The sequence below is a fragment of the Geotalea sp. SG265 genome (genome assembly GCF_022808985.1).
GTDB lineage: Bacteria > Desulfobacterota > Desulfuromonadia > Geobacterales > Geobacteraceae > Geotalea.
In genome coordinates this window covers 104,323-130,042 of sequence record NZ_JAKZFT010000005.1, presented here as the reverse complement: position 1 = coordinate 130,042, position 25,720 = coordinate 104,323, and the positions used below count along the sequence as shown (strand labels likewise).

The following is a 25,720-nucleotide window of genomic DNA, read 5'->3' as shown; positions in this document are numbered from 1 at the left end:
CGAATAAACGAAGCTATATTTTGTAGCATTTGATCAATAAACAGTCAATACTTTTATAGAAAAAATCCATTAACGAGAAAAGCTTCCATGAAACCTGTACGTCTTTTTCTCCTCCTGGTCGCAACTATCGGCATGCCTTCCATTGCCATGGCAGACAAATTGGTCATCAACGCCGTTGGCGACATCATGCTCGCTGGAAAGGGGAGTGCTGTTCTGGAGCGCCTCGGCTATGATCACCCCTTTGCCGCCACTGCTTCGGTGCTCAAAACGGGCGATCTGACCGTGGGAAATCTGGAAACCCCCATTGCCTCAGGCGGAAGGGAATTCAGAAACAAGAGATTCCGGTTCAAAGCGGCGCCGATGGCTGCAGCAGCCTTAAAAAGAGCCGGTTTCAATGTTCTGTCCATGGCCAATAACCATATGCTCGATTACGGCGAGACCGGATTGCTGGAAACCATCAACCATCTGGACAACCTAGGGATCAAGCACAGTGGAGCCGGAAAATCGTTGGCCGACGCCCGTCGGGAAGCCATCGTCAGCTGCAACGGCAGTACAGTCGCTTTTCTTTCCTATTCCCTCACCTACCCGGAAGAATTTTTCGCCCGCAGCAGGCGCGCCGGCACCGCCCCCGGCTACCCCCCCTTTTTCGAGAGGGATATTTCCAGGGCAAAGGCCGCTGCAGACTATGTCGTCGTTTCCTTTCACTGGGGGAAAGAAGGAGCAGCCATGCCGCAACGATATCAGATATCAACTGCGCGAAAGGCAGTCGATGCAGGAGCCAACCTGGTTATCGGCCACCATCCCCACGTGCTGCAGGGTATTGAAAGCTACAAAAATGCCCTGATCTTTTACAGCCTCGGCAACTTCGCCTTCGGCAGTATGAGCAGGAACTCGGATCGGAGCGTCATCGCCCGGATCACTCTGGACAAGGGGGTTGCAGAGGCAGAGCTGATCCCCATCAATGTCCTTAATCGGGAAGTGAAGTTTCAGCCGGCCATATTGAAGGGGAAGAAAGGGAACGATGTCATCCGGCGGCTGCGCACCATATCCAGCGCCATGGGCACGACCATCCGTGACGAGGGGGGGCGCTACCTGGTCGATCTGCAGCAGGCCAGACAGATCGTTGCAGCGGAAGGGGAATAACCATGAACAGGCTCTTTGTGGCCATCGATTTACCCGAACCGGTAAGGAAATCGATAGTCGATCTGGCATGTGCACTGCCTGGAGCCCGCTGGGTAGCAATGGAGCAACTGCACCTGACGTTGCGCTTCATCGGTGCCGCCGACGATTTGACCATGCGGGCTATACGGACCGCGCTGCAAGGGGTGACTGGACCATCCTTTTCCCTTGCCCTCAGCGGCATCGGCCATTTCCCGCCAGGGAAGCATCCGCGGGTACTCTGGGTGGGATTGACGGCATGCGAGCAGCTGCTTGCCCTCCAGCAACAGGTGGAACTTTGCTTGATGGAAGCAGGCATCCCACCAGATGAGCGGCAGTTCTCCCCCCACATCACCATTGCCCGGCTGAAGGAAACCCCGGCCCGCTTGGTGCTGGCCCTTGAAGAGCGGGAAATGGAGTTCGCCACCGAGTCATTCGACGTCAGCGAATTTCACCTCTACGCCAGCACCCTCACCAGTGCCGGAGCAATCCACACAATATTAGAGAGCTACCCGCTGGCAGGATAGGCGCTACTTATCGTCCGGCAAGACCAGCTGTTTCTGCAGCCGCTTGTAATAGAAATTCTGGCCATAGAGGGCTGCCGCCGGGTTGTGGCCCGTGACCCGGTCCTTCACCACCAGGGTCGTCACCGGCACTTTGGAGTATTTGCTGAAGAGCATGTCGTGGCCGATACAGAGACCGACGATGATGTTCATCTCGCAGCCCAGGCGATTGCAGATTTCCGCCTGGGCGATGGGATTGCAGGCGGGCTCAAAGGTGCCGGGACGGACCTTGTCGCTCTCACTGAGGCCCAGTTCCTTTTTGTCGATGCTCCCTGCCTTGCAGCAGACGCTCTGCGGTTCCAGTCCCTGGGCCTTGAGGATGGTCACCAGCCGCTCCGTTTCGTCCAGAAGCCCGATGCAGGTGGCAATGCCGATCTTCCTGTAACCCATCAGCCTGGCAAAAGCAATGGTATCCTCAACCCGGGTCCAGCGGGCGTTGACCGCATCGCTCCCCGGTACCGGCTGATAGCAGAGCCCCTCCACCCGGGCCGCCACCCGGGCAAGTCTGGCATCTTCGCTCTCCCCCCCATATTCGGTGAATGCGGCAGCGATGACATCGCCATATGCCTGTGACGGGCAGTTACCCGGTTTGGGCGGGGCGGTCTCGGAACTGCCGCTCCAGCAGTTGGTGGCGCCGCTCTTCTGCCAGACGGCGCTGCATTTGGAACAGGATACTGATTTGTCGTCAGCCATGGTTTTGCCCTCCCTTACTGGATGTGCAGCGCCTTGTCCTGAATAAGGATGTAGGGGCTGACGATCAGCATCTGGAACTGTCTTCCCTTGTCGCCATCCCATGCGGCAATCTGCGCCGCCGAAGGTTTGCCGATCTTGCCCGATGCAATCCAGCCGCCGACAGTATCGGCATCATCGGTGGCTATCCGCCATCCCGCTTCGGCCAGGTCCATGTCCGCAGCAATCAGAATCAACCCGTCCCGCTCCAGGTGGGCCCGCAACCATCCCCATTCCGCCATATCGATTGTCAGTGCCAGCTCTTCCTTGTCAGGTATCACGCAGGAATCTCCTCTCTTTATCAATAAATGCCGCCGATCCCATTGATCTGGTGGAGCCGGAAGCTCCGTCCGCTACCCCCCCATATCGGGCACCAGCTCGAAAAACCGCTTCACCATGCGGTAGGTGAGCCCCCACAGGGGTGGTTTACCCGATAAGGGCACAATGACGGCCGGGAAATGAACCAGTTCCCCTTTTACGCTCACCGGTGTGAGGATATGGCGGTTCAGGTCCCGGAGATCGGCAAGCGAAACCCAGAATACGTCCTGAACCTCCCCATTGAGCGTCAACTGGGGAGTCTGTTCCAAGGCAAAGACAAAACAGGTCACCCGGACCGGCAGCGTGGCACCGGCAATCTCGGCAAGGCATCCGAGAAATCGCGCCGCTGACAGGTCCAGACCGATCTCCTCCACGGTTTCGCGCATGGCGGCTGAATATGCATCGCCATCGCTGACCTCAACCTTCCCCCCCGGAAAACCCAGATCACCCGACCAGGGGTCCCCCTTGTGCCTGGCCCGCTCGATGAAGAGCATCTCCGGGCCAATCTCCCCTTCCCGGAGGATCAGCGCCACTGAAGCCTTGACCCGGCGGTCGGCGGGCAGCATCTCCGGTTCCCGCAGGGCAAGGGTCGATTCGACAGTGTCGAAGAAGCTTATTTGGTTCGCACAGGTTCCACTGTCCATTTTCTACTCGAACTGGGCCTTGAATTCTTCCACCAGGCGGCGCAGCTCAGCCACCTCGCCCCGCAGTCCGGCAACCTCCTCCTCAAGCCGGGCCACGCGCTCGTTTTCCGCCTGCACTCTCAGTCGGGCCGCTTCCGGCGGGGCCGGTTGTTCCGGTGCAGAAGCAGGTTCACCGGCCAGGAGGTGGGCATAGCGGCAATCCTTCCTCCCCGGCTGGCGCGGCAGTCGTACCACCAGGGTTGGATTCATCGACATCAACTCTTCCAGGGCCGACTCAACGGCCGGGATATCGGGAAAGGGATGCATCCGTTCACCCCTGGTCCGCAGCTCCCCCACTGTCTGCGGGCCGCGCAACAGGAGCTCCGCCAGGATCGCCAGCTCCGGAGGGTCCAGGCGCAGTTTTTCCACCAGGGTGTGGCGGTATTTGGGCACCCTCCCACCTTCGCCCGACAACAGGGCCAGCTGCTTGAACCTCAAGCCGTCCAGTGCCCTGACCACCTCCGCTTCATCCAGGCTCAGGACCGGATCGCGATTTGATTTCTGGTTACAGGCATTAGTCAGTGCATTCAGGCTCAAGGGGTAATATTCTGGCGTCGTCAGCTCCTTCTCCATGAGGGCGCCGAGAACGCGGACCTCCGTTTCGTTCAGGGTTACATCCATCTCCGTCCGTCTCCTTGAAAATTGCTGCCATGGCACTATAGCAAGTTTTCGGCCGCTATGCATCAATTTCGCCACCGCACCTCAGTGGCGCCCATAACTATTTTGCTGCGCTTCGCCAAAAAAGGTGTATAGATTATATTATATGGTTTTATGAATATGTAGTTCTTCAGGAGGGATGGCCATGGCCACGTTTTTCGAGTATCTGGCGATCATCGTTTTTGCCGTCATGTGTTACCAGTTCTACGGCTTTACCGTTTCGCGCAAAGGGAAAGAAAAACAGCAGAAATGCCAGAGACTGGGGATATGCTACATCTGCCTCGGCACGATGCTGCTCCTGTTCCGCAATGCGCCGGGGGTCTTTACCGGTCTGTACCTGGTAATGCTGGGACTGCGCCTGGTGGCCCACGGCCTGGACCGCATCGACAAGAAGATCTACATCGACCATTACGCCGACGACGACACCGATTCAGGTTGATTCAGGTTTTTCACCGCATCCATCACCGCCCCATAGTCCGGTTCCCGGGTCACCTCCGGCACGTGCTGGATGTAACGGATGATGTCTGTCCGGTCGATGACGAAGATGGATCTGGAAAGCAATTTCAGTTCCTTGATCAGCACCCCGTAAGCCAGGCCGAAGGAGCGCTCCTGGTAATCGGAGAGGGTGATGACCCGGTCGATATTGGCCGCCCCGCACCAGCGTTTCTGGGCAAAAGGGAGATCGAGACTGATTGTGAGAACCACCACCTTGTCCGGCAATGTTGCCGCCTCCTGATTGAAGCGTCGCGTCTCCATCTCGCATACCGGAGTATCCAGGGAAGGCACGGCACTGATCACCTTTACCTTCCCGCTGTAGGTGGCCAGGGTAACAGGCGAGAGGCCATTATCGACGACGGTAAAATCAGGAGCCCTATCCCCCACATGCAGTTCGGGGCCGAGCAACGTTACCGGTTTTCCCTTGAACGTTACCACGTTGTTTCTCTCCATAACCATGGTGAACCCTCCGATCAAAAAAATTTTCTTCAATTGTACCGGCTGACAGGCATAAGACAAGGCCGGGGATTCACCGGCCCGGTTGCTTGAGCGGCTCGATCAGAGTTTTTTCACCTGCAAGCAGCGCCCCGGCTTTATCTGCGGTGACAGGAGCGCTGAAATAATTCCCCTGCATCTCCAGGTAGCCGAGCGAATGGAGCATCTGCATCTGCTCTTCTGTTTCCACCCCGTGCGCGATCACCGACAGATGCAGCCCATGGGCCAGGCCCACAACTGAGCGGACAATGGCTTTGCTCGCCTCGCTGGCCGCAATTTCGGACACAAAAGAAAGATCGATCTTCAATGCATCCAGTGGTAAATCCCCCAAATGTTTAAAGCATGAATATCCGGTGCCGAAATTATCGATGGCAACCCGCACCCCCAATTCCCGCAGGGCGGAAAGCACCTGGATATTCTCCACCATCCCCTCGATCAGCACCGATTCCCGGACCTCCAGCTCAAGCCAGTTTGCCTCCAGGCCGGTACGATCCAGGACCCTGGCGAACTTCTCGACGAAATCATGCTGTCGCAGCTGTCTCTGGGAGTAATTTACAGAAATCTTCACGGGGGGATAACCGGCATCCTGCCACGCTTTATTTTGAGCGCATGCCCGTTCCAAGACCCACTCACCCAGTTCGAAGATCAGCCTCGTTTCCTCTGCCTGGGGAATGAAGGAGGCGGGCAGGAGCATTCCGCGTTCGGGATGATTCCAGCGGACAAGGGCCTCGATGCCGGTTATGCAGCCGGTCTGCACCTGCACCTGTGGCTGATAATGGAGCACCAGCTCGTCATTCGCCAGAGCCCGCCGCAGGCTTGTCTCCACAGCCAGCCGTTGTCGGTTCTTTTCCCCCATGGAAGGGTTGTAGAGGTTGTAGTTGTTCCGCCCCTGCTGTTTCGCCCGGTACATGGCCGTATCGGCATTTCGTGCCAAAGTGTCCACATCGCCGCCGTCATGGGGGTAAATGCTGATGCCGATGCTGGCGCTGACAAAAAGTTCATAGCCGGAGATGATGAAAGGCTTCGTCATCTCCGGCAGAAGTGCCGTAGCGAGCCGCACGGCATCATCCGCGTCTTTTATTTCGGAAAGGAAGAGAAGAAACTCATCCCCCCCCTGGCGGGCAATGGTATCCTCAGCCCTTCTGCAGCAATTCTTGAGCCGTGCCGCAACCTCCTGCAGCAGCTGGTCTCCGATTGAATGACCGAGGCTGTCGTTGATCTCCTTGAAACGGTCCAAATCTAGAAACACGACTGCAAGGAGTTGGCCGTTCCGCTGGGCATGGGCAATGGCCTGGGCCAGCCGTTCGTTGAACAGGCGCCTGTTGGGAAGGCCGGTCAAAGCATCGTGGAAGGCCATCTGCTCTATGGCCAGCTCCATCTTCTTTCTCCCGGATATATCGCGCACCACCTCGATACCGGCGATGATGGTCCCATTGTAGTCGCGAAGGGGGGAGGCTGTTACTTCCAGGTGGAGCGTCTCCCCGTTCCTTTCCAGAAGCCGTTCGGCCGTATGGACCTCTCCGTCGTCAAAACACTCCGCCACCGGACAGCCGCTGCAGACAGCCTCTTTCCCCTGAAATCCCCGGTAACAGTGACTGCCGGTAAAATCACCGCCGAACTGGTTCTGGTGTACCTGATTCTGGTACAGCACCGTGTAGTCGGTACCGACCATGCTTATGCCGTCACCCATGGCAGCAACAATCGCCTCGGATTTGGCCCGTTCATTTCTGGCAATGAGTACAGCGTCACGTAAGGCTTCCTTTTCGTTCTCCACGCGGCACAGCAGATCGTTGAACGCCCGTCCCAGTTCCGCGATCTCGTCCTCCGATTGTATTTCCACATGAAATCGGCTGTCCGGCTCTCCGTTCAAGGTCCTTATTTGTGCGGCCATATTCAAGAGCGGCAGGGTCAGATACCTCATCCCCAGCCAGACGAACAGGATCGAAAGCATGACACAGAAAAAAGCGGCTACAGCCGTATAGAATTTCGCTTGCTCCACGGGGGCATAGGCTTCCTTGAGTGGATAATTCGCGCCAAGCACCCAGTTTGCAGTACGCAGACGCTTATAGGTGGTAAGAACCCGCACCCCTCTTGAATTTTCTCTTTCCTCTGTGCCTTCTACGGCTTTGGCAGCACGTTCGAAAAAGTCGTGTCCCGCCAGACTAAACGGCTTCATGATTCTTGATTCGTCCGGGTGCATGACAAAGCTGCCGTCAGTGGTAAAGAGGAAAAGGTAACCGGTCTGCCCCAGCCTGATGCGGGAAAACTTGCCGAGGAAATTGTCTCTGGTCAGGTCGAGACTGCCGGCAAAGATGGCTTGCAGGCGGCCGTAGTCATCGAATAGGGGAACGGTTATGATGATGGCCGGTTTACCCGGATTGTGGGTTGAAATGTAAGGATCGGAAATCTGCGGTTTCCCGCTTGCCACCGTCTTTTTGTAGTAGTCGCGAAAGGAGATGTCGCGCCCTCTGCGGCCGGGCAGGTAGGGGCTTTCGGCTATGATCTTCCCATCGGCCGAGAAGAGAAACAGCCCATTATCGAAAAGGGAATGGGTGCCCGGGCGATCATCGAGGAATTTCTGCGCCTTACCCGGGTCTTTGATGACTGCGGGAGGAATACCCCTGGAAACGGCAATAAGGGAGTTGCGGGAACCCTCGACCTTGTCGTCTATATCACTGGCAATTTCCGAAACAAGAACGATGAGGTGTTGGACAATGGACTTTTTCGTCTCGCGCTCGAAAAAGGAGAACAGGGAAAAAGCCAGCGCACCCACAAGGGCGATCACCAGCAACGAGACCGCAACGGACATCTTCGTTTTCAGGCTGACGAATGACAATCTTCGTCCCTCACTGTAAATTACCAGTCAGTCCGCATTCTCCACGGGCAGGCGAAAGACTATTTCCCACCTTTCAGCTCGCAGCACCGTCGCCTTGACCACCGGCGCCTCTCGGCCAAGCACTGTGCAGTCCAGTTGCAGCAGCATCTCTGTTCCCGGGGCAGGCACCTCTTCAAAATCGGCAACAAGCAGGGTCTCGTCGTCACTGACATATCTGGTGGTGCCGAAGACCGTCCCCTTACCGGGCCAGGTTATCTTCATCTTCAGGGCAACTTCTATTCTCTCATGCAATTGCAGTTCCGACATCCTCATCCCCTGCCCTGAAATGTTCTACCTGCCCCATAGGCGGCATTGCAGTTCTTCTTAGTTTTATCGGCACCTAGGGGGTAATATTAAGTTTTTTTACCCCATTCCGCCCCTACAGCCGTGAAGATTTTGCTGGATTTATGGCTACGCAACCCGTAGAGTCTATCCCTGCTCGACAAACAGAAAATAAAAAACAGGATAAGGAAGGATTGATATGGCATCGGCAAAAAAGGGAGACAAAGTGGTGATCAATTTCGCCGGCACCCTGGAAGATGGTACGGTCATCGACACCACCTACGAGAGCCACGACCATGCACACGATTGCGGCTGCGAAGATGACGGCTGTGGTTGCGACGCAGGACCGATGGAACTTGTCATCGGCGAGGAGGAATTCTTTCCCCAGATCGAGGAGGCACTGGTCGGCATGGCTCCCGGGGAGCGGAAAAAGATCACCATTTCTGCAGCAGATGCATTCGGCGAATATGACGAAGAGAAGGTTTTCAGCATCGGTCGTGATCAAATACCGCCCGAAATCACCCCCCAGGTGGGGCAGGAGCTGGAATTTACCGGCGACGATGACGAAGTGCTGGAAGTGACGGTCGTCGAGGTCTCCGACGACGCGGTGCTGCTCGATGCCAACCATCCACTGGCTGGCGAAGATCTGACCTATGAATTCGAGCTCGTCCAGATCCTCTGACGGCACCGGAAACAAGCGGCCTCTGCCCTGGCAGCCGGGGAAGCGACCGCTGCTTCTTGCCCTCATGCAGGGGGTGACGAACCGGGCCATGCGCTCCCTGTTCATCGACTGGGTCCGCCCCGACGCGGTTTTTACCGAATTCGTCAGGGTCAATGCCGCGGCTCCGGTCCGGCGCATCGCTGCCGGCGACCTGAAGGAAATGGCCCCCGAGGAAAAGAACGTCCCACTGGTGGTGCAGCTGATCGGCCACGGCACCGAGGCGCTGGTTGCTGCTGCCGAGGCAGCCCAGGCAGCAGGGACTGTTCATATCAATCTGAACATGGGCTGCCCCTATGGGCGGATGACCTCGGGTCCCACCGGCGGCGGTCTGCTCCGGCATCCGGAGATGCTGGCAGAGCTAATACCCGAACTGCGCCGGACCATTACCGGCACCTTTTCCGTCAAGGTCCGGGCAGGGTACGACGACCCGGGGGAGATATTCCGCCTGCTCCCCCTCTTTGAATCGGCAGCGGTGGATTTTATTGTCCTTCATCCGCGGACCGTGCAGCAGCATTACACCGGAGCGGCTGACCATGCCATTACCGCGCAGGTCGTCCGGGAAACGGCAGTACCGATTATTGCCAACGGCGATATCCGCACGGCTGCGGCAGGATTGCAGATCCTAGATGAGACCGGTGCAGCCGGACTGATGCTCGGCAGGGGTGCCATCGCCGACCCATTCCTTTTCAGGAGATTGCGGCAGCACGATATTAGGGAGCCCGACCAGGACGAGCGGAAGGCAATGCTGCAGGGATACCTGCGGGAATTGCTGGTGCGCTATGGAAAGGTATTCTGCGGAGAGGCGCAGGTGCTGGCCAAGATAAAGGAGGTCTTCCATTTCGTGGACGAGGCGCACCTGGAAAAACCGATCAAGCGGCTGCGAAAGGCGAGAAACATCGGTGCCTTCATGGCGGCACTGGAGGAGTTGCAATGACCGGGACCGTCCCAACGAATTCCCATCTCCTCCTGGAACTGTCCGAAACCCGCATGCCTTTCGGCAAGTACCAGGGGGTGCGGCTCATTGACCTTCCCGAGCCTTACGTGGTCTGGTTTGCCGGGCAGGGATTTCCCGAGGGGAAACTGGGAGATCAGCTGCGGACCATCTATGAGATCAAGGTCAACGGCCTGGAATATCTCTTCGACCCGCTCCGCTCCGGTCAGGTTCTGTCGAAGTAATCCCGTGCAAAGGAAAAGAGCACGATGGCCACGGCCAGCCCCGCCACAGGAAAGATGAACGCCCCATGGAATGCCTGAGGCATTCCTCCCATCCCCCTTTTCATCACCCCGATAATCAGCCCCATCACATGCTGCGTGATTGCCGCCCCCATTAGAACGAAGAAATTCAATGATGTGAGCGCCGTGCCGACGATGGTCACCGGGAACATGGAGCGGATGATGGGATAAATCATCACCCCGCTAGACACCGCCAGGCCGATGGCATAGAAGAGCACCGCCAGAGCCGGCAACGGCAGGCATTCGGCAAGGCCGAAAAATCCGCACATGAACACCAGCAGTGCCCCCTGCCCCACCAGCAATGTCTTCTTGTAGGAGTGGAGGACCTTGCGCGCTATGGTATCCGTGATCATGCTGCCACAGATGAAGCCCAGGGAGGTGAACATCAGCATCTGTCCGGTGGTAGCGCGGGAAAGGCCCATCACCTCCATCAGATACGGCCCCCCCCACAAACCCTGCAGTGCAAGATAGTTGCCGTACCAGAAGAAAGAGACGATCCCCAGGAGCCAAAAATCGCCGCTGGTGAAGATCCGGTGCCACGCTGCCATGAGCCCCATGGGCCTGGTCTCACCCTGATCGGAGACGGCGGCTGATTTGGCTGGCCGGTCCTTGGCCATGAGGAAAACCAGCACTGTTACCAGGGCTTGGGCAATGCCGATGGCAAGGAAGGAGTTACGCCAGCCTAAGGCAGCCACTGCCAGTGCCAGGGGAGCCGTTGCCGACAGATTGCCCAGATTGCCGACGGCGACCATGAAACCGGAAACACGGCCGAATTCCTGCTTGTCGAACCAATGGCTGAAGATGGTAAAGGTCGCCATGAGCACGGAGGCGGTGCCGATACCGATGAGCACCCGGGCCGCCATGGCGCTGGACAGGCTCCCCGCCTGGGAGAAGAGGATGCCGCCGATGGCGGTGAGCACGCCGCAGCCGCTGATGACCAGCCGGCTGCCGAGGCGATCGATCATGGGACCTAAAGGAATCTGGGCAACGGCATAGACATAGAAGAGGATACCGGAAAGGGAGCCGAGCTGCGGCGGCGTCAGCCTGAGCTCGCGGGAGATGTCGCCGGCAACCACCGCCAGGGACACGCGATAGAAATAGACTAGGATGTACATGAGTGCCAGCACGGCGAAGATAATCCACCGCTGACGACGGGTTTGCTGGTCGGGCATTGCCCCTCCTGGAGCCTGCAATAGACGGTAAGGCATCCTAACACAAGCACGGGAGAGGGTAAAGGAGACTTTGCTTTATTTAAACCTTTGTTTTATTAAATCAGGTATTTATATACCAAATTACCCGCTTCTTTCTCACCAGCTCGTTGCGCGCCGCGCATTCCCATATGGAGCGGCGCAGCAGATCCTCCGTCAGCAGCCCCCTGGCAATGAAGTAGCGCCCAAGGGCTGGTGCAGGGATCGCTGGTGAACGAGCAGTACCCGGAGTTGCTATTCACTCAGGAATCCCAACACCGCCCGGTCGGCAAATACCCGGGGATTTGGGTGCCTTGAGCCTGGCCGGAATGGCTTACTCTTCATCCAGCCTGACCTCCCACACAACAAATGCACGTGATTATGCAGCATCATGAGGTACAATGGGTACTGTATAATTTTCGCAGCAATTTCGATAAGCCGGGAGGTTGGCAATGCGGGTGGAGACGGACCTGAAACTGGGCTTCAAGGATGTGCTGATCCGGCCGAAGCGATCGAACCTGAAAAGCCGGGCCCAGGTAAAGCTGGAGCGAACCTTTACCTTTCTCCACAGCAAGAGGCAATGGGCCGGAGTGCCGATCATCGCCGCCAACATGGATACCATCGGCACCTTCGAGGTGGCCGCGGTGCTGGCCGAACACGGCCTGCTCACTGCCATCCACAAGCATTACACCCCTGCCGATTGGCAAACCTTTCTCAAGGACCGGGACAGTGGCATCTACGCAAGGATCATGGTCTGTACCGGCACCTCCGACGACGACTTCGGCAAGCTTTCCCGCATCGCAGGCAATCATCCCCAGCTTCAGTTCATCTGCATCGACGTGGCCAATGGCTACGCCGAAAGCTTTGTTGCCTTCGTCAGCCGTGTCAGGGAGGCCTATCCGGACAAGACCATTGTCGCCGGCAATGTGGTCACCGGCGAGATGGTGGAAGAGCTTCTCCTCTCCGGTGCCGACCTAGTCAAAGTTGGTATCGGCCCCGGTTCGGCCTGCACCACCCGGACCAAGGCAGGGGTCGGCTATCCACAGCTTTCGGCTGTCATCGAGTGCGCCGACGCCGCCCATGGCCTGGGTGGCCGCATCGTCTCCGACGGCGGCTGCACCTGCCCCGGAGATGTGGCTAAGGCCTTCGGCGGTGGTGCGGATTTCGTCATGCTTGGCGGCATGTTCGCCGGGCACGACGAAAGCGGCGGTCAGCTGGTGGAACGGAACGGCCAGCAGTTCAAGCTTTTCTACGGCATGAGCTCGAAAACCGCCATGGCTCGCCATGCCGGCGGCGTCGCGGCATATCGCGCGTCCGAAGGCAAAACGGTCGAGGTCCCCTACCGCGGGCCTATCGCCGAAACGGTCAGGGACATTCTCGGCGGTGTCCGCTCCGCCTGTACGTATGTGGGAGCGGAATCGTTGCGGGAGTTGACCAAGCGCACCACCTTCATCCGCGTCCAGGAGCAGGAGAATCGCCTTTTCGGCTGAATTGCCATGTCTCTCCTGCCATTGCGGCGGCTACCCTATCGACGATATCCTGAACGGTGAAAGGTTTCTGGACGAAATTCGCCAGCTCTATCCCGTTCCCCAGTTGCACCACGCTGTCCGTATAACCCGACATGAAGATTGCCTTCAGTCCCGGATGCACCGCAAGAAGCCTTTTGTGCAGCTCCGGCCCGGCCATTTCCGGCATGATGACATCGGTCAGCAGCAGATCGATCTGCCGCCCCTCGGCCAACAGCAACGCCTGGCGTGGATGCCCGGCTTCGAGCACCTTGTAACCGACTCCGAGGAGAACCTCCTTTACCATGGTCCGCACCAGTTCGTCATCCTCCACCAGCAGTACAATTCCTCCGGCCTTGCCACTGGCGACCCGTTGAGGCGCCGCCCGTTCGGTCGAGGCAGAAGCAGCCTCGGCAACAGGGAAGTACATCTTGAAAACCGTCCCCTGTCCCTCTTCCGAGTAGACCCAGATACTCCCACCATGCTGTTTGACAATGCCGTACACCGTCGCCAGACCCAGTCCCGAGCCTTTGGCGCTCGTTTTGGTAGTAAAAAAGGGCTCGAAGATGTGCGACAGGTCACCTTTTGCAATACCGCCTCCGGTATCGGTCACGGCAAGGAGAACATATCGCCCAGGGGCCGTTTCGGCATGGAAGCGCGTATATTCCTCGTCGAGCATGACCTCCGCCGTCTCGATGGTAACGGTGCCGGTTCCTTCTATGGCATCCTGTGCATTTACCAGCAGGTTCATCAGGACCTGTTCCATGTTTGTCCTGTCCGCGCGGACGCCGCCAAGGCCGGGGGCCAGATGCAGGCGGATTTCGATCCGCTCGCTTACTGTTCTGCGGAGAATATCGTAGAAGGATGAAACGACCCCGTTGAGGTCGATCGCCTGCATGTGGAGAACCTGGTGGCGACTGAAGCTTAAGAGCTGCCGGACCAGATCCTTGGCCCGCATCGCCGCCTGAATGATCCGGTCGATCTTCACCCGGGTATCGGCCTGTTCCGGGACCTCCTTTACCGCCAGTTCCGCAAAACCGATAATGGGAGTCAGCAGGTTGTTGAAGTCATGGGCTATCCCCCCCGCCAGACGCCCAACCGACTCCATCTTCTGGGACTGGTTGAGCTGCTCCAGGAGGGTCTTCTTTTCTTCTTCCGCAGCTTTGCGCTCCGAAATGTCCCGGACCAGGACGATCAAGGCATCGCCGCTCCCGATCCTCGCCCGCCTCATGCTCACCTCGGTCCAGAAGACCGAACCGTCCCGGCGCCTGGCCCACCATTCGAAGAGTTGGGGTTCGCCCCGCTCCGCCAGCTTCATGTACTGCCTGGCCTCGTCGATGGAATAGGGAGGGTCCCCCTGGCTTATCTCACCAACGGTCAAGCCTGCAGCCTCCGCCGCTGTCCATCCGAACATCTCGCACATGGCTCTGTTCACCTGGGTAATGCGGCCACTGCCTACCTCCTGGATGAAAATCGCATCGTTCAGGTAATCGAAGATCGCCTTGAGCTGCGCCTCGGCCGCATTTTTTTCCCGCAACCGCTCCCCCAGGGATGCGGTCATGGCGTCGAAAGAGCGGGAAAGTTCTCCCAGTTCGTCGTTGCAGGGAAGAGCGGTCCTGACGGAAAGATTGCCTCCGGCCACTTCCCGCGCCGCACTGGATAGTCGTTCCAGGGGATTGGTCAGATAGCGCCCCGCCAGTCGCCTGCTCAGAAAGAATGTTAATCCTGCGGCAAGGAGGACCACCGCCAGAGACGTTATAATGGATTGATTGACCGGTGCCATGACCACATCCAGAGGGATGGCGACCCTGATGTACATATAGGGTTCCTCATCCTGCTGCAGCCTTACCTTTTTAAAGGCAAACAGCTTATTTACCCCGTCTAGCCCCCTCTCCACGAAGGTTCCTTCGTCAGCAACGCTCTCCATCCTGCGGGCAATCACCTGTCTGTCCGGACTGCCTGCCTTCAGCCCCCTGACGGCGGGATAGGTGTGGAGAACGATTCCCCGGTAGTCGGTAATGGTAAGATTGGAAGCATACGGAAAACCCTGCTGATTGAAAAAAACGTTGAATTGCCCCAGGTCGTGGGCGGCATAAATGACCGCCTGCGGCACTCCCGCCCCATCGAAGACCGGCAAGGCGAAATGAAGGGCAGGTTTGCCCAACGCCCGGCTGATGGTAAATTCACCGGCGCTGAAACGGCCGGTCCTGACGGCATCCCGAAAATACTTCCTGTCGCCGATGCCGAACCTGCGCGTAAGAGGGGTGGCCCCGGAAGCAATCAGGTTTCCCTGGAGGTCGGCAATGCCGATATTGGAACTGGAAGGTGAGTTGCGTAATATCTCTCTAAGAATTCGGCTGCAAGCCTCTTTGTCCCTTACCCTGACCGCCGGATGCTGGGACAGGGCGTTTAACAGATTGCGGAACCCTTCCACCTGGGCGCTGTGCCGATAGGCAATGGCACGGGAGGTAACAAGGGCGCGGTACTGTGCATTGCTGTAGTCCGCACGGTACTTGCCGTAAAGGAGCAAAACGACCGCCAACACCAGCGGCAGTCCGGAAAGCACCATGACGCCGAGCAGCTTCATCCGTATGGAAGCCCGTTCGAAGAAAAGAAGCACAGGATCTCCTGACCCACTTGAGAATCACTCCTTTGTCTTTTCGGCTTTGCCATCTATGAGCTGAAAAGAAATCGGATTTATTAAAATAGATTATTTTTATTGAAAGAGCTGCCATGACAGGAAAGGTTGACCTGCCGGCAGCGGCCAAGCTTGAGGATGAACGGAGGCACCATGTAACGCTGCAATAGCTGAAGGAATTTTCGGCCAAAAGAAAGCGGCCACAAGGGCCGCGACATAAGTTCCGATAGGATAGCTTCTTCACTGTCTGCTCTCGACACGCAATCCCGCCTTCTTCCAAGCCTCCACGCCTCCCAGGAGCGCCGAGACATTGGTGAATCCCTGCTTCCGATACTCTTCCGCCCGACCGGCGGAGGTGTGTTCCGTGGGTCATGCGCAGTAAAAAATAACCTCCTGCCCCTTGTCCAGGGTCGGCACGCGCTCGCGAAACTGGGCAAGGGTCATGGCCCCCGCAATGAGCATACCTTTGCAGACCTCTTCACTTTCATAGGCGCAGGCCAGAAGCGCCCGTCCTTCCTCCACCCGTTGCCGTGCATCAGAAACTGTTGTACGTGGTATATCTCCCATGGAGATCTCCTTTCAGGTTCATTCTGCAGTCACAGGAAACCGGGCTGCCCCCTCGTGCCGCTACGAAGCCGTTCCTGTGATTACTGATGGACCTTTTGTAGTGGCCGCTTCGGCCTCCTCAACAGGCTGAATATTTAACTATTGATTTTTAACAAATCGATGTTACTATTTATCGGCCCACATTAATCAGACAGCGAGGTTATCCATGCACAGAATTTTCATCTCCATCCTTGTCACCCTTATTGCCGTGCCGGTTTTCGCCGCAGAAGAGCCGAAGACCGACGAACAGAAGACCTTTTACGCCATCGGCACCATCATTGCCCGCCAGCTTTCCGTCTTCGACCTCGCCCCTGCCGAACTGGAAATGATCAAGCAGGGGCTGACCGATGCGGCAACCGGCAAGAAGCCTGTTGTGGATGAAGCGGCATACACGGCTAAAATCCAGGAGCTGGCCGCAGCCCGCCGCAACGCACAAGGCGAAAAGCTCGCCGCCGAAGCAAAGCAGTTTGTAGATGCGGCGGCAAAAGAGAAAGGAGCGGTAAAAACTACGTCCGGGCTCATCTACATCCCTCTCAAAGAGGGGAGCGGCGCCAATCCAAAGGCTACGGACAAGGTGAAAGTAAATTACCGGGGCACCCTGGTCAACGGCCAGGAATTCGACAGCTCGTACAAGCGGGGCACCCCGGCTGAATTCCCCCTGAACCAAGTGATCCCTTGCTGGACCCAGGGTGTCCAGATGATGAAAGCCGGCGGCAAGGCGAAGCTCATCTGCCCGCCCGAAATCGCCTATGGCAAGTCAGGCTCGGGAAGCATCCCTCCCAATGCCACGCTCGTCTTCGAAATTGAACTTCTGGATGTGGTCAAGGAGCAAAGCCACAAGTAAAGGAAAGAGGTGCCGGTCAAGGAGGGGCAGGATGTTTCCCGCCCCTCTGCATCTCTCAATGTGACTTTGCCTTCCCACATGAGCAACTTCGACGGTTCTTGGAAATCCCCTCACCTTTTCCCGTACCATCTGCCTTTCCATCTCACTCCCTGGATTCCCTGTTCTTACAGCGGTGCCTGGTTGGTCCTGGCATAGGTGCCCATCAATTCCGTCGTCGCCAGTATATGCCCCTCCATTGCCATTTCCAGCTCTTCCCTGACCGCCTGTTCTGCCAGTTTTGGCCTGATATCCAGGGCAAAGAGCCTGAAAAAATAGCGATGAGTGCCGGAAGGGGGGCACGGTCCGCCGTAACCGATCCGTTCCCAGCTGTTTATGCCCTGCCGCGCGCCAAACGGCACGGTGTGCTCCCGTATTTCCTGCACCTCAGGTGAGATATCCCATAAAAGCCAGTGGACCCAGGTTCCGGCCGGTGCGTCCGGGTCATCCACGATCAGGACCAGCGATTTTGCAGCTGCCGGCGCTCCCTGGATCACCAGATATGGGCTGATGTCCTCTCCATCACAGGTGTAGCGGGACGGAATCTGTGAACCATGGTGAAAGGCGGGACTGGTCAATTTGAATTCCATTGCCAAACCTCCTCCTGCGGATTGGTGCTCTGCTTAAATTCTGGCAGGAAACGAAGGGAATGCAAGAACAGGTGGAGGGACCATGGGATGATCTTGGATTGACATCTACCGGTAATTCGGCGAAAATCCCCTGCATTTTTCCAGTGAAAGGAGTAACTCAATGGATCGCAGCCGTCTCTCCTGCATCGATCTCGACCAGCCCAGCCTCGAAGGCTTTCGCAAATTCATCAGTTCCTGGCTCTATCAGGGAGATGACTTTACCATCCTTGTCGATCCCGGGCCCCTTTCCACCATTCCCCGCCTCTGCAGCGAAATCCGCCGAAAGGGGGTCGAGCACCTGGATTACATCCTCCTTACCCACATCCATATCGATCATGCCGGTGGAACCGGCGCCCTGGTCAGGGAATTTCCCGGGGCAAAGGTAATCTGCCATCCAGAGGGGGTCCGGCACATGACTGCTCCGGAAAAGCTATGGGAAGGGACACGCAAAGTGCTGGGGCCTGTTTTGGCAGAGGCCTACGGTGAGATCGTGCCGGTGCCCGCGGAAAACATCGGCTATGAGGAAACCGTGGGACAGACAGGTGTCCGCGCTTTTCTCACCCCCGGCCATGCCCAGCACCACTGCAGCTATCTGCTGGATGATCTGCTCTTTGCCGGAGAAGTGGCAGGTGTGCACTGCGAACTTGAGGAGGGCCTTTACATGCGCCCGGCCACCCCTCCCCGCTTTATTCTCCAGGTAGCACTGGACTCCATCGGCCGGATGATCGACGTTGCGCCGAGCGCCATGGTCTTCGCCCATTACGGGATGGTTGACGATGGGGTGAAGCACCTGCAAATCGCCCGTAACCAGCTCCTGCTCTGGACACGCGCGGTTGCCGTCAATATTGACATGGGGGGGTCAAATCGGGAAGGAGCCATCAACAACTGGCTTTTACAGCACGACGAGTACTACCGCAACGTGGAGCGCCTGCCCAAGGACATTATAGCCCGTGAACGCTACTTCCTGGGGAACACCCTGCGCGGCCTGATCGAATACGTGGAGAGCCTGCCGGAGGAAGAACGGCAGGCAATGGCTGCAGGATAAAAAAGGGCGGTCGCTCTGACCGCCCCCTCTCAACAACCTGCTACAGGTATTTCTCCCGCAGGGCAACCTTATTTATCTTGCCGACGCTGGTCTTGTCGATCATCTCTACCAGTCTCACCCTGGCCAGCACCACATGCTTGCTCACCACCCCCTTCTCGGCATACTGCTTGAGGTGATGGGTCAGATCCTTCTCGCTGGCCGTTTCGCCCGGCTTCGCCACAACCAGTACCAGGGGGCGCTCACCCCATTTCTCGTCGGGCTGGCCGATTACCGCAACTTCGGCAACCGCCGGATGGTGGGCGACGATGTCCTCCAGTTCCAGGGACGACATCCACTCCCCTGCCACTTTGATCACATCCTTGGTGCGGTCGGTGATGCGCACGTAACCTTTCTCGTCCCGCACTGCCACATCTCCCGTGTGCAGATATCCGCCTTCCCAGAGCCGCTCCGAAGCCTTGTGATCTTTCAGGTACCCCTGGGTCAGCCACGGGGCGCGAACGACGATCTCGCCGCTGCTGGTGCCGTCCCATGGCTGTTCCTGCACTCCTCCGTCCGTAACCTTCAGGTCCACCAGCGGCAGAGAAATACCGGTACGGCAGCGGATCGCCGCCTGTTCCTCAGCAGGAAGCGCAAGCATCTCCGGGGTCAACTGGGAAACGGTGATGATCGGACAGGTTTCGGACATGCCGTAACCGGTGAAGACATCCATCCCCCGGCCAAGGGCCTCAAGACAGAGGGTGCGGGACATGGCAGCCCCGCCGATGATCAGTTTCCAGCCGGAGAGGTCCATGCGCCCGGCATGGGGATGCTTGAGCAGCATATGCATGATGGTCGGTACGCAGTGGGAGAAGGTCACCCCTTCCTTCTCCTTCAGCTCCAGCAGCAAATCCGGCGAATAACGACCGGGATAGACCTGCTTGACGCCGAGCATTGTCGCCACATAGGGCATGCCCCAGGCATGCACGTGAAACATGGGGGTCATGGGCATATAGACGTCGTCCCGGCGGAATGCACCATGGCCGACCACCGAGCCGAGCATGGCCAGGAGCCCCATGGTGTGCATCACCAGCTGGCGGTGGCTGAAGTAGACCCCCTTCGGCAATCCGGTAGTGCCGGTGGTGTAGAAGGTGGTCGCCCGGGTATTCTCATCAAGGTCCGGAAAATCGAAGCGGGGAGAGGCCTGGGCCAGCAACTGCTCATACTCCCCGGCAAAGGGGACCATGTGGGAATCGCACGGCTCGTCGGCAATGAGGACATAGGTCCGCACCAGGTCGATACGCCCACGAATCTGTTCCAGGATCGGCAGGAATTCGCTATTGATGAAGAGAACATCATCCTCGGCATGGTCGATGGTATAGAGAATCTGCTCCGGTGACAGCCGGACGTTGATGGTGTGCAGGACTGCACCGATCATGGGGACGGCGAAAAACAACTCCAAATACCGGTGGCTGTCCCAGTCCATCACCGCCACAGTGTCTCCGGGCTTTACCCCCAGACCGGTCAGGGCCGAAGCCAGCCTGCAGACCCGTTGCCGCAGATCCCGGTAGGTGCCGCGGTAGTGGTGGCGATAAACAATCTCCTGATCCGGATCATTGACCATCGGGCTATAGAGCAGGTTTCTGATCAGCAGTTGATAATCATGGGCGGAGGGAGTGCGGGGAATCAGCATCTCGTTCGTCATGGAGCTTCTCCTGGGAGAGTTACTTAGTTGTAGGGCGAGGTATAGTTATTGGCATGACGGCAGGTAGGAGGGGCACTGCAACTTGTTCATCAGCCTCGGGCGGCCCTGGAGACCGTCCGAGGCTGTATTCAGCTAAACTCCCAGATCAGTTGGGTAGCGCCGGCAGTTCGAGGCCGGCCATTTTTTGCAGCATGCGCACAACCTGACAGCTGTATCCGAACTCGTTGTCGTACCAGACATAGAGCACGCAGCGGTTGGCCTGAACGATGGTTGCCAGAGAATCGACGACACCTGCGTGGCGGGAGCCGACGAAATCGCTGGAGACCACCTCGGGGGAGTTGGTGAAATCGATCTGGTTCTGCAGCGGGGAGTTCAGGGAGATGTCGCGCAGATAGCCGTTCAGGGTTTCTACTGTCGTCTCTTCCTTGAGCTGCAGGTTGAGGATCGCCAGGGAAACGTTTGGAGTCGGCACGCGGATGGCGTTGCCGGTCAGCTTGCCGGTAAGCTCCGGTAGAGCCTTGGCAACCGCCTTGGCAGCGCCGGTTTCGGTGATGACCATGTTCAGGGCGGCGGCGCGCCCACGCCGGTTTTTCTTGTGGTAATTGTCGATGAGATTCTGATCGTTGGTGTAGGAATGACAGGTCTCCACGTGGCCGCTAACGATGCCGAAACGGTCGTTGACCGCCTTGAGCACCGGCACGATGGCATTGGTAGTGCAGCTGGCGGCGGAAAAGATGTTTTCCCCGGCGGTGATCAGCTCGTTGTTGATCCCAGCAACCACGTTGGGAATATCACTCTTGCCGGGAGCCGTCAGGATGACCTTGGCGATGCCCTTTGCCTGCAGGTGGCGTCCCAGCCCGTCACGGTCGCGCCATTTGCCGGTATTGTCGATGAGGATGGCATTGCGAATGCCGTACTGGCTGTAGTCGACGTTTTCAGGAGCATCGGCATAGATGATACGGATCAGGTTGCCGTTGGCGATAATGGCGTTTTCCTCTTCGTCAATGGTGATGGTGCCGTTGAAGTGTCCGTGGACCGAATCGCGGCGCAGGAGGCTCGCCCTTTTAATGAGGTCTTCGGAACTCCCCTTGCGCACCACCGCTGCCCTGAGCCGCAGCTTTTCGCCGCTTCCGGCCTTCTCCACGAGAACGCGCGCCAAAAGCCTGCCGATGCGGCCGAAACCGTAAAGGACCACATCCCGCGGCTCTTCCAGCAAGGGCTGTCGCCCGGTATTCACCGAAGCCAGCTCGCGACGGAGAAATTCATCAACAGACAGTTTTCCCGATTCCGCCTGATAGGCAACCGTCAGCTTACCGATGTCAATGCGGGCGGGAGCCAGATCTAGCTTTGCCAGCCCCTGAACGATAGGAAACGTATCCCCTACCGTTAGTTCCCCGTCCAGGATGAGCCTGGCAAAACGATGGGCCTTGAGGATATCGATGGTGGAGTTGTTAACCAGGGAGCGACCATAGACGTTGGTCACCACGTTGTGGTCACGGTAGAGCTTGCCGATCATCGGCAGCATCTGCTCAGCCAATTCCTCATAGCCTTGCCATTCCTTCAAATACGCCGTCTGTTTCTGATTCATCATTGTCGCTACACTCCTCTCATTCAGATAACATCATTGAATTACCGCCGCCATCCGGCCGACAGTCGTCAAGAAAAGACTGCAATCGAGCTTCTTCCACACCGGCCAACCCGGCAATACGTGATAATCGGGGAAAGGCCCAGGAGCAGGAACTTTCGGCCAGGACCTCGCCATCCAGGTCTTGCACCGTGCCCTCAACCAGCGCTGCCTTATTGTCAAAGAAAGTGATGCGGGCCTGGACAACAAGGTCCTGCCCGGTCCGCACCGGTTTCAGAAAGCGGACAGTCATTTCCCGCGTCACCCCCAGCTTGCCGTGCCTCGCCATGAGCGCCCAGGCAGAAGCCTCATCCAGCAGCGTGGTGATGATGCCGCCGTGGGCCATGCCGTCGAAGCCGCAAAATTGCTCTGTAACGGAACAGAGAGAGGCGACCCCGTCGCTGGTGCGGCGGAAACGCAGGTGCAGCCCATGGGGATGATCAGCCGAACAGGCAAAACAGGAGCCTGGCCACTGTGCCGTCACCTCCGGCAGGTTTTCGAAAGACTCCCGATCCAATCCCACTGCGTTTCTTTCTCCTTATCTGACTGCCGCTGCCGAACCTGTCGGTGAAGCGGCGGAGACCTCGCCATAGATCAGGGCGGAGAGATCCCTGATCACCGCTGCCAGCGCGGTTGCATCACGGCCGCGGGTCATGATGCCGATAATGTACGGTCCTTTGGGATGGTAAACAATGCCGAACTCATGCAGCTGCTTTTCGCTGCCCTGATGCGACTCGCCGAACTTGGCAGCTACGGCTGTCCCCTTGGGAATCCCCGCGGCAATCCCCTGGGGAAAATCCTCCAGGGTAAGGAGCTGCAAAGCCTTTTCCGACATCTCCCTGTTCAGGTATGCCGCATTGTAAAGAATACGAAAAAAACCCGAATAACCATGTACGGAAATGGCATTATTCCCGCCACTGGAGTCATTGTCGATGTCCATGCCGTCCAGAACGTCGTTCAATTCCTGGGGGGGCAGGGCATTGTACAAAAGCGTCGTGGCGTTGTTGTCGGAGTAGTTGATCATGTAGCGCAAAAGCTGCTCCACGCTGTACCGACGCCCTGGAGCTATGGTAAGGCGCGGCTTGATCGTCTGCACTGCCGTCAGGTCTTCCTTACCGTCATAAACGAACTGCCGGTCCAGTACCCGCGGGTCTTTTTCTGCACGCTTAAGCCACGCGATCATGACCGGCACCTTCATCATGCTGGCGGCATCGAACCTGGCATTTTCGTTGATGCCGAACCAGGGCCCGTCGAAGAGATCCCGGAAATAGACGGACATGCTGCTGATGCGGCCCGATCTCTTCTGCTGCTCCACGAATTCCGCCACCTTCGCCTTGAAGTGGATCGGCTCCTGCAGGTTGTTCACCCCTTCGGGAAGTTCCACATCCAACAGCGGACTGATGAAACGGAAACCGCCCGCCCTGACCCGACGGGAGGCACTGCGGCTATCGTGGCAATGGTACCAGCCATGGGCATACCAGCCGATGCCGACCAGGACCATACCGGCCAAGGCATATCCAACCACTTTTTTCAACGACGCACGGTTCATCTTATGCAGTTGTTTATCTGATGTTCTTGCTGGTGAAGAGTATTGCCTTTCCCCCAACGAAGTTGACGGTGATGTTCTTTTCTTCGCTGCCCCAGATGCAGCTCCTGGCAATGAGCGCATCGGAACAGTTGTCAGGTTTGCCAAGGATCGCTGTAACCTGGTCGTATTCCATCCCCATTTTTATTTTGTCATAGTTTGCCATAGTCAGCCTGCTGCACCCGGAAACCAGGAGAAGCAGCAACAGCATCACCGGCATGAAAAATCGCATTATTTGCCCCCCTCGCAGAAAAAAACAGATGCCTGCACCTCACCCTCCGGCAAAAACGCCTGAAGATAGCATATTTTTAGCACATTTGAAAAGCTTTTACTCCGTGTAAAAAGGTTCATATGCACTACTTAAACAACTGCAAGCCATGGAAACTGCGGGAAAGGTTGTCGAGCTCGCTCTAAGACCGGACAAGCGCTAAAGAAGACTCAGCAACATCTTCGTTCCCATGAAGACGAGCAGCAGGGCGAAGATCTTTTTCAGCCCGGCCACCGGCAGGGTATGGGCCAGTTTTGCCCCAAGCGGTGCAGTGGCGATGCTTGCCGCCGCAACTCCGGCCAAAGCCGGAAGATGAACGAAGCCGAGGGTATGGGGAGGAAGGGTGGCGGCAAGACCGTTGACCACATAGCCTGCCGCACCAGCCAGGGCGATGGGAAATCCGATTGCCGCGGAAGTGCCGATGGCATTGCGCATGGCAACGTTGCACCAGAGTAGAAAGGGGACGGACATGCTGCCGCCGCCGATCCCGACGAAGCTCGATACACCGCCGATCAGGCTGCCGACACCGAAGACAGCCCCCTTACCCGGAAGCTGCCGATGGGGCTGCGGTTTGATATTGAAGAACATCTGCAGGGCGACATAGAAGAGAAAAACGACGAAGAACCCCTTGAGAAATGCGGTGGATAGCCGGGACGCAACCCAGGAGCCGAGAAACGTGCCGACGACTATGCCCGGGCTGATCTGCTGTACAACGACCCAGTTGACGGCGCCCCGCGCATGGTGGGCACGGAGACTGGAGATGGAGGTGAAGATGATGCTGGCAAGCGATGTGCCGAGGGCCAGATGGAGGATGTGCTCAGGAGGCAACTGCTGATGGACGAAAATGAACGACAGCACCGGTACTATCACCAGTCCCCCGCCGACACCGAGCAGTCCTGCCAGGACGCCGGCGAATGCCCCCAGACCTACATATGATAGCCATACAGTCGTCATATCTCCCTCCTTGCCTTGAGGCCCCATAATAGCCGGTGGGATGGCGCTTTTCCAGCATTTTCACCCATAAACGGCAAAGGCGGCCGAAATGGCCGCCTTTATCCGTCGTGAAAGTATATCGCCCAGCTCTTTAATTGTTACCGCTGTTCTGCGCTACGGCCTTTTCATTGGGGCTGATTTCCAGCTGTACGCGGCGGTTGAGGGCACGGTTGGCGTCGGTATCGTTGGGCACTGCCGGACGGCTGGAGCCGTAGCCCACTGCCGACATCCGCGAGGCGGGCACGCCGTTGGCTGTGAGAAAATCACGGACATGGGCGGCGCGCCGCTCACTCAACGGCTGATTGACAGCATCAGAACCGGTAGAATCGGTGTGACCCTGGATGATGATATTCGTCTCCGAATTCTTCAGGGTTACGGCCGCCTTGCTCAGCGACTCCTTTGCCCCCGGTTTCAGTGCATCTTTACCCAAGTCAAAGAGGATGCCCGAGGGGAGGGCCACATAAATCTTGTCTCCGTCCCTGACCACCTCAGCCTCGGGGAGGTTCTTCTTCAGGGCTGCCGCCTGCCGGTCCATGTAATAGCCGATCCCGCCGCCGACAACGGCGCCCGAAAGGCCACCGATAGCCGCATTACGTCCCCGGTGGGTCTTGCCTCCGGCCAGTGCACCGATGCCTGCACCCAATGCCGCCCCACCCAGTGAGCCGATGGCGGTTCTTTTGAACTCATAGCTGCCATCGGGATTCGTTGCGCAGCCTGCAACCAGCATGGCCACCATCAGTGCACCTGCCACAAACACCATCAAATGTCTCGCTTTCAATTTCCTTCTCCTTTGAGTCATGGTCTTGAGACCCGGAGGGCTCGCTATCTTGCCGCAGTATAGTACCCCGACCGGAAAAGCGCAAGACCGTC

The 25,720-nt window shown here is 57.6% G+C and carries 27 protein-coding genes; 9 read left to right on the top strand and 18 right to left on the bottom strand.

The features are described 5' to 3' along the window. The first annotated feature begins 87 nt into the window (after positions 1-87). Together ML541_RS07940 and thpR are read left to right on the top strand one after the other, a co-directional pair. Positions 88-1,143 carry a CapA family protein gene (locus tag ML541_RS07940; RefSeq protein WP_243372157.1) on the top strand — a complete coding sequence of 352 codons (1,056 nt, stop codon included), beginning with the start codon at positions 88-90 and terminating at the stop codon, positions 1,141-1,143. 2 nt (positions 1,144-1,145) lie between these two features. Further along, positions 1,146-1,685: an RNA 2',3'-cyclic phosphodiesterase gene (gene thpR / locus ML541_RS07935; protein ID WP_243372156.1), complete on the top strand. Its 540-nt coding sequence runs from the start codon at positions 1,146-1,148 to the stop codon at positions 1,683-1,685. 3 nt (positions 1,686-1,688) lie between these two features. Here the strand turns inward: thpR and ML541_RS07930 are convergent, their stop codons facing one another. From ML541_RS07930 to ML541_RS07915, 4 genes are all read right to left on the bottom strand, one after another. Continuing rightward, on the bottom strand, positions 1,689-2,414 hold the full coding sequence (locus ML541_RS07930; RefSeq protein WP_243372155.1) for a DUF1847 domain-containing protein: 726 nt from the start codon (positions 2,412-2,414) through the stop codon (positions 1,689-1,691). Between the two features lie 14 nt (positions 2,415-2,428). After that, positions 2,429-2,731, bottom strand: coding sequence for a DUF2288 domain-containing protein (locus ML541_RS07925; RefSeq protein WP_243372154.1), 303 nt, complete (start codon positions 2,729-2,731; stop codon positions 2,429-2,431). A 72-nt stretch (positions 2,732-2,803) separates the two neighbouring features. Further along, positions 2,804-3,412 (bottom strand): CoA pyrophosphatase, encoded by a 609-nt coding sequence (locus ML541_RS07920; protein WP_243372153.1) that lies wholly within the window; start codon positions 3,410-3,412, stop codon positions 2,804-2,806. A gap of 3 nt (positions 3,413-3,415) precedes the next feature. After that, complete coding sequence (locus ML541_RS07915; protein ID WP_243372152.1) at positions 3,416-4,072, bottom strand: YceH family protein; 657 nt, start codon at positions 4,070-4,072, stop codon at positions 3,416-3,418. Positions 4,073-4,253: 181 nt separating this feature from the next. Here ML541_RS07915 and ML541_RS07910 point away from each other — a divergent pair, with 181 nt between their 5' ends. Then, complete coding sequence (locus ML541_RS07910) at positions 4,254-4,547, top strand: hypothetical protein (protein WP_243372151.1); 294 nt, start codon at positions 4,254-4,256, stop codon at positions 4,545-4,547. Here ML541_RS07910 and tpx read toward each other — a convergent pair. The 3 genes from tpx to ML541_RS07895 form a co-directional block, all read right to left on the bottom strand. Then, positions 4,517-5,062: a thiol peroxidase gene (gene tpx / locus ML541_RS07905; protein WP_243372149.1), complete on the bottom strand. Its 546-nt coding sequence runs from the start codon at positions 5,060-5,062 to the stop codon at positions 4,517-4,519. The two genes, ML541_RS07910 and tpx, sit on opposite strands and share 31 nt — an antisense overlap. Positions 5,063-5,132: 70 nt before the next feature. Further along, complete coding sequence (locus tag ML541_RS07900) at positions 5,133-7,934, bottom strand: EAL domain-containing protein (protein WP_243372147.1); 2,802 nt, start codon at positions 7,932-7,934, stop codon at positions 5,133-5,135. Between the two features lie 27 nt (positions 7,935-7,961). Next, positions 7,962-8,240 (bottom strand): hypothetical protein, encoded by a 279-nt coding sequence (locus ML541_RS07895; RefSeq protein ID WP_243372145.1) that lies wholly within the window; start codon positions 8,238-8,240, stop codon positions 7,962-7,964. Between the two features lie 214 nt (positions 8,241-8,454). On the opposite strand from ML541_RS07895, the gene ML541_RS07890 reads away from it, so the two are divergent. The 3 genes from ML541_RS07890 to ML541_RS07880 are packed head-to-tail and all read left to right on the top strand — an operon-like array spanning position 8,455 to position 10,152. Further along, positions 8,455-8,937 carry an FKBP-type peptidyl-prolyl cis-trans isomerase gene (locus tag ML541_RS07890; RefSeq protein WP_243372143.1) on the top strand — a complete coding sequence of 161 codons (483 nt, stop codon included), beginning with the start codon at positions 8,455-8,457 and terminating at the stop codon, positions 8,935-8,937. Continuing rightward, a complete protein-coding gene (locus ML541_RS07885) occupies positions 8,909-9,910 on the top strand; it encodes a tRNA-dihydrouridine synthase family protein (RefSeq protein ID WP_243372141.1) in 1,002 nt (333 codons plus the stop codon). Before ML541_RS07890 ends, ML541_RS07885 begins: the two co-directional genes overlap by 29 nt. Beyond that, positions 9,907-10,152, top strand: a complete 246-nt coding sequence (locus ML541_RS07880) for a DUF3820 family protein (protein ID WP_243372139.1) — start codon at positions 9,907-9,909, stop codon at positions 10,150-10,152. The genes ML541_RS07885 and ML541_RS07880 overlap by 4 nt, the downstream gene beginning before the upstream one ends. Here the strand turns inward: ML541_RS07880 and ML541_RS07875 are convergent. Beyond that, entirely contained in the window at positions 10,134-11,381 is a 1,248-nt protein-coding gene (locus ML541_RS07875) for an MFS transporter (RefSeq protein ID WP_243372137.1), read from the bottom strand. The two genes, ML541_RS07880 and ML541_RS07875, sit on opposite strands and share 19 nt — an antisense overlap. A 467-nt stretch (positions 11,382-11,848) precedes the next feature. Here ML541_RS07875 and ML541_RS07870 point away from each other — a divergent pair, with 467 nt between their 5' ends. Then, positions 11,849-12,886 carry a GMP reductase gene (locus tag ML541_RS07870; protein ID WP_243372135.1) on the top strand — a complete coding sequence of 346 codons (1,038 nt, stop codon included), beginning with the start codon at positions 11,849-11,851 and terminating at the stop codon, positions 12,884-12,886. Here ML541_RS07870 and ML541_RS07865 read toward each other — a convergent pair. Together ML541_RS07865 and ML541_RS07860 are read right to left on the bottom strand one after the other, a co-directional pair. Continuing rightward, the gene (locus ML541_RS07865) at positions 12,846-15,521 is read right to left on the bottom strand and encodes an ATP-binding protein (RefSeq protein ID WP_243372133.1); all 2,676 of its coding nucleotides are present in this window, start codon (positions 15,519-15,521) and stop codon (positions 12,846-12,848) included. The two genes, ML541_RS07870 and ML541_RS07865, sit on opposite strands and share 41 nt — an antisense overlap. 387 nt (positions 15,522-15,908) lie before the next feature. After that, positions 15,909-16,106 carry an ArsR family transcriptional regulator gene (locus ML541_RS07860; protein WP_243372131.1) on the bottom strand — a complete coding sequence of 66 codons (198 nt, stop codon included), beginning with the start codon at positions 16,104-16,106 and terminating at the stop codon, positions 15,909-15,911. A gap of 205 nt (positions 16,107-16,311) precedes the next feature. Here ML541_RS07860 and ML541_RS07855 point away from each other — a divergent pair, with 205 nt between their 5' ends. Next, positions 16,312-16,989, top strand: a complete 678-nt coding sequence (locus ML541_RS07855) for an FKBP-type peptidyl-prolyl cis-trans isomerase (protein ID WP_243372130.1) — start codon at positions 16,312-16,314, stop codon at positions 16,987-16,989. A 164-nt stretch (positions 16,990-17,153) separates the two neighbouring features. Here ML541_RS07855 and ML541_RS07850 read toward each other — a convergent pair whose 3' ends face one another. Beyond that, positions 17,154-17,615 carry a YbhB/YbcL family Raf kinase inhibitor-like protein gene (locus ML541_RS07850; RefSeq protein WP_243372129.1) on the bottom strand — a complete coding sequence of 154 codons (462 nt, stop codon included), beginning with the start codon at positions 17,613-17,615 and terminating at the stop codon, positions 17,154-17,156. A gap of 160 nt (positions 17,616-17,775) precedes the next feature. On the opposite strand from ML541_RS07850, the gene ML541_RS07845 reads away from it, so the two are divergent. Further along, positions 17,776-18,699: an MBL fold metallo-hydrolase gene (locus tag ML541_RS07845; protein WP_243372128.1), complete on the top strand. Its 924-nt coding sequence runs from the start codon at positions 17,776-17,778 to the stop codon at positions 18,697-18,699. Between the two features lie 40 nt (positions 18,700-18,739). Here the strand turns inward: ML541_RS07845 and ML541_RS07840 are convergent, their stop codons facing one another. From ML541_RS07840 to ML541_RS07810, 7 genes are all read right to left on the bottom strand, one after another. Then, a complete protein-coding gene (locus ML541_RS07840; protein WP_243372127.1) occupies positions 18,740-20,380 on the bottom strand; it encodes a fatty acid--CoA ligase in 1,641 nt (546 codons plus the stop codon). A 145-nt stretch (positions 20,381-20,525) separates the two neighbouring features. Further along, on the bottom strand, positions 20,526-21,971 hold the full coding sequence (locus tag ML541_RS07835) for a glyceraldehyde-3-phosphate dehydrogenase (protein WP_243372126.1): 1,446 nt from the start codon (positions 21,969-21,971) through the stop codon (positions 20,526-20,528). 16 nt (positions 21,972-21,987) lie between these two features. Continuing rightward, entirely contained in the window at positions 21,988-22,527 is a 540-nt protein-coding gene (locus tag ML541_RS07830; protein WP_243372125.1) for a PaaI family thioesterase, read from the bottom strand. 15 nt (positions 22,528-22,542) lie between these two features. Beyond that, the gene (locus tag ML541_RS07825) at positions 22,543-23,505 is read right to left on the bottom strand and encodes a serine hydrolase (protein WP_243372327.1); all 963 of its coding nucleotides are present in this window, start codon (positions 23,503-23,505) and stop codon (positions 22,543-22,545) included. Between the two features lie 61 nt (positions 23,506-23,566). Further along, positions 23,567-23,821 carry a DUF3862 domain-containing protein gene (locus ML541_RS07820; protein WP_243372124.1) on the bottom strand — a complete coding sequence of 85 codons (255 nt, stop codon included), beginning with the start codon at positions 23,819-23,821 and terminating at the stop codon, positions 23,567-23,569. A gap of 195 nt (positions 23,822-24,016) precedes the next feature. Then, a complete protein-coding gene (locus tag ML541_RS07815) occupies positions 24,017-24,811 on the bottom strand; it encodes a sulfite exporter TauE/SafE family protein (protein WP_243372122.1) in 795 nt (264 codons plus the stop codon). A 130-nt stretch (positions 24,812-24,941) separates the two neighbouring features. Continuing rightward, a complete protein-coding gene (locus tag ML541_RS07810) occupies positions 24,942-25,628 on the bottom strand; it encodes an OmpA family protein (RefSeq protein ID WP_243372121.1) in 687 nt (228 codons plus the stop codon). Between the last annotated feature and the right edge of the window lie 92 nt (positions 25,629-25,720).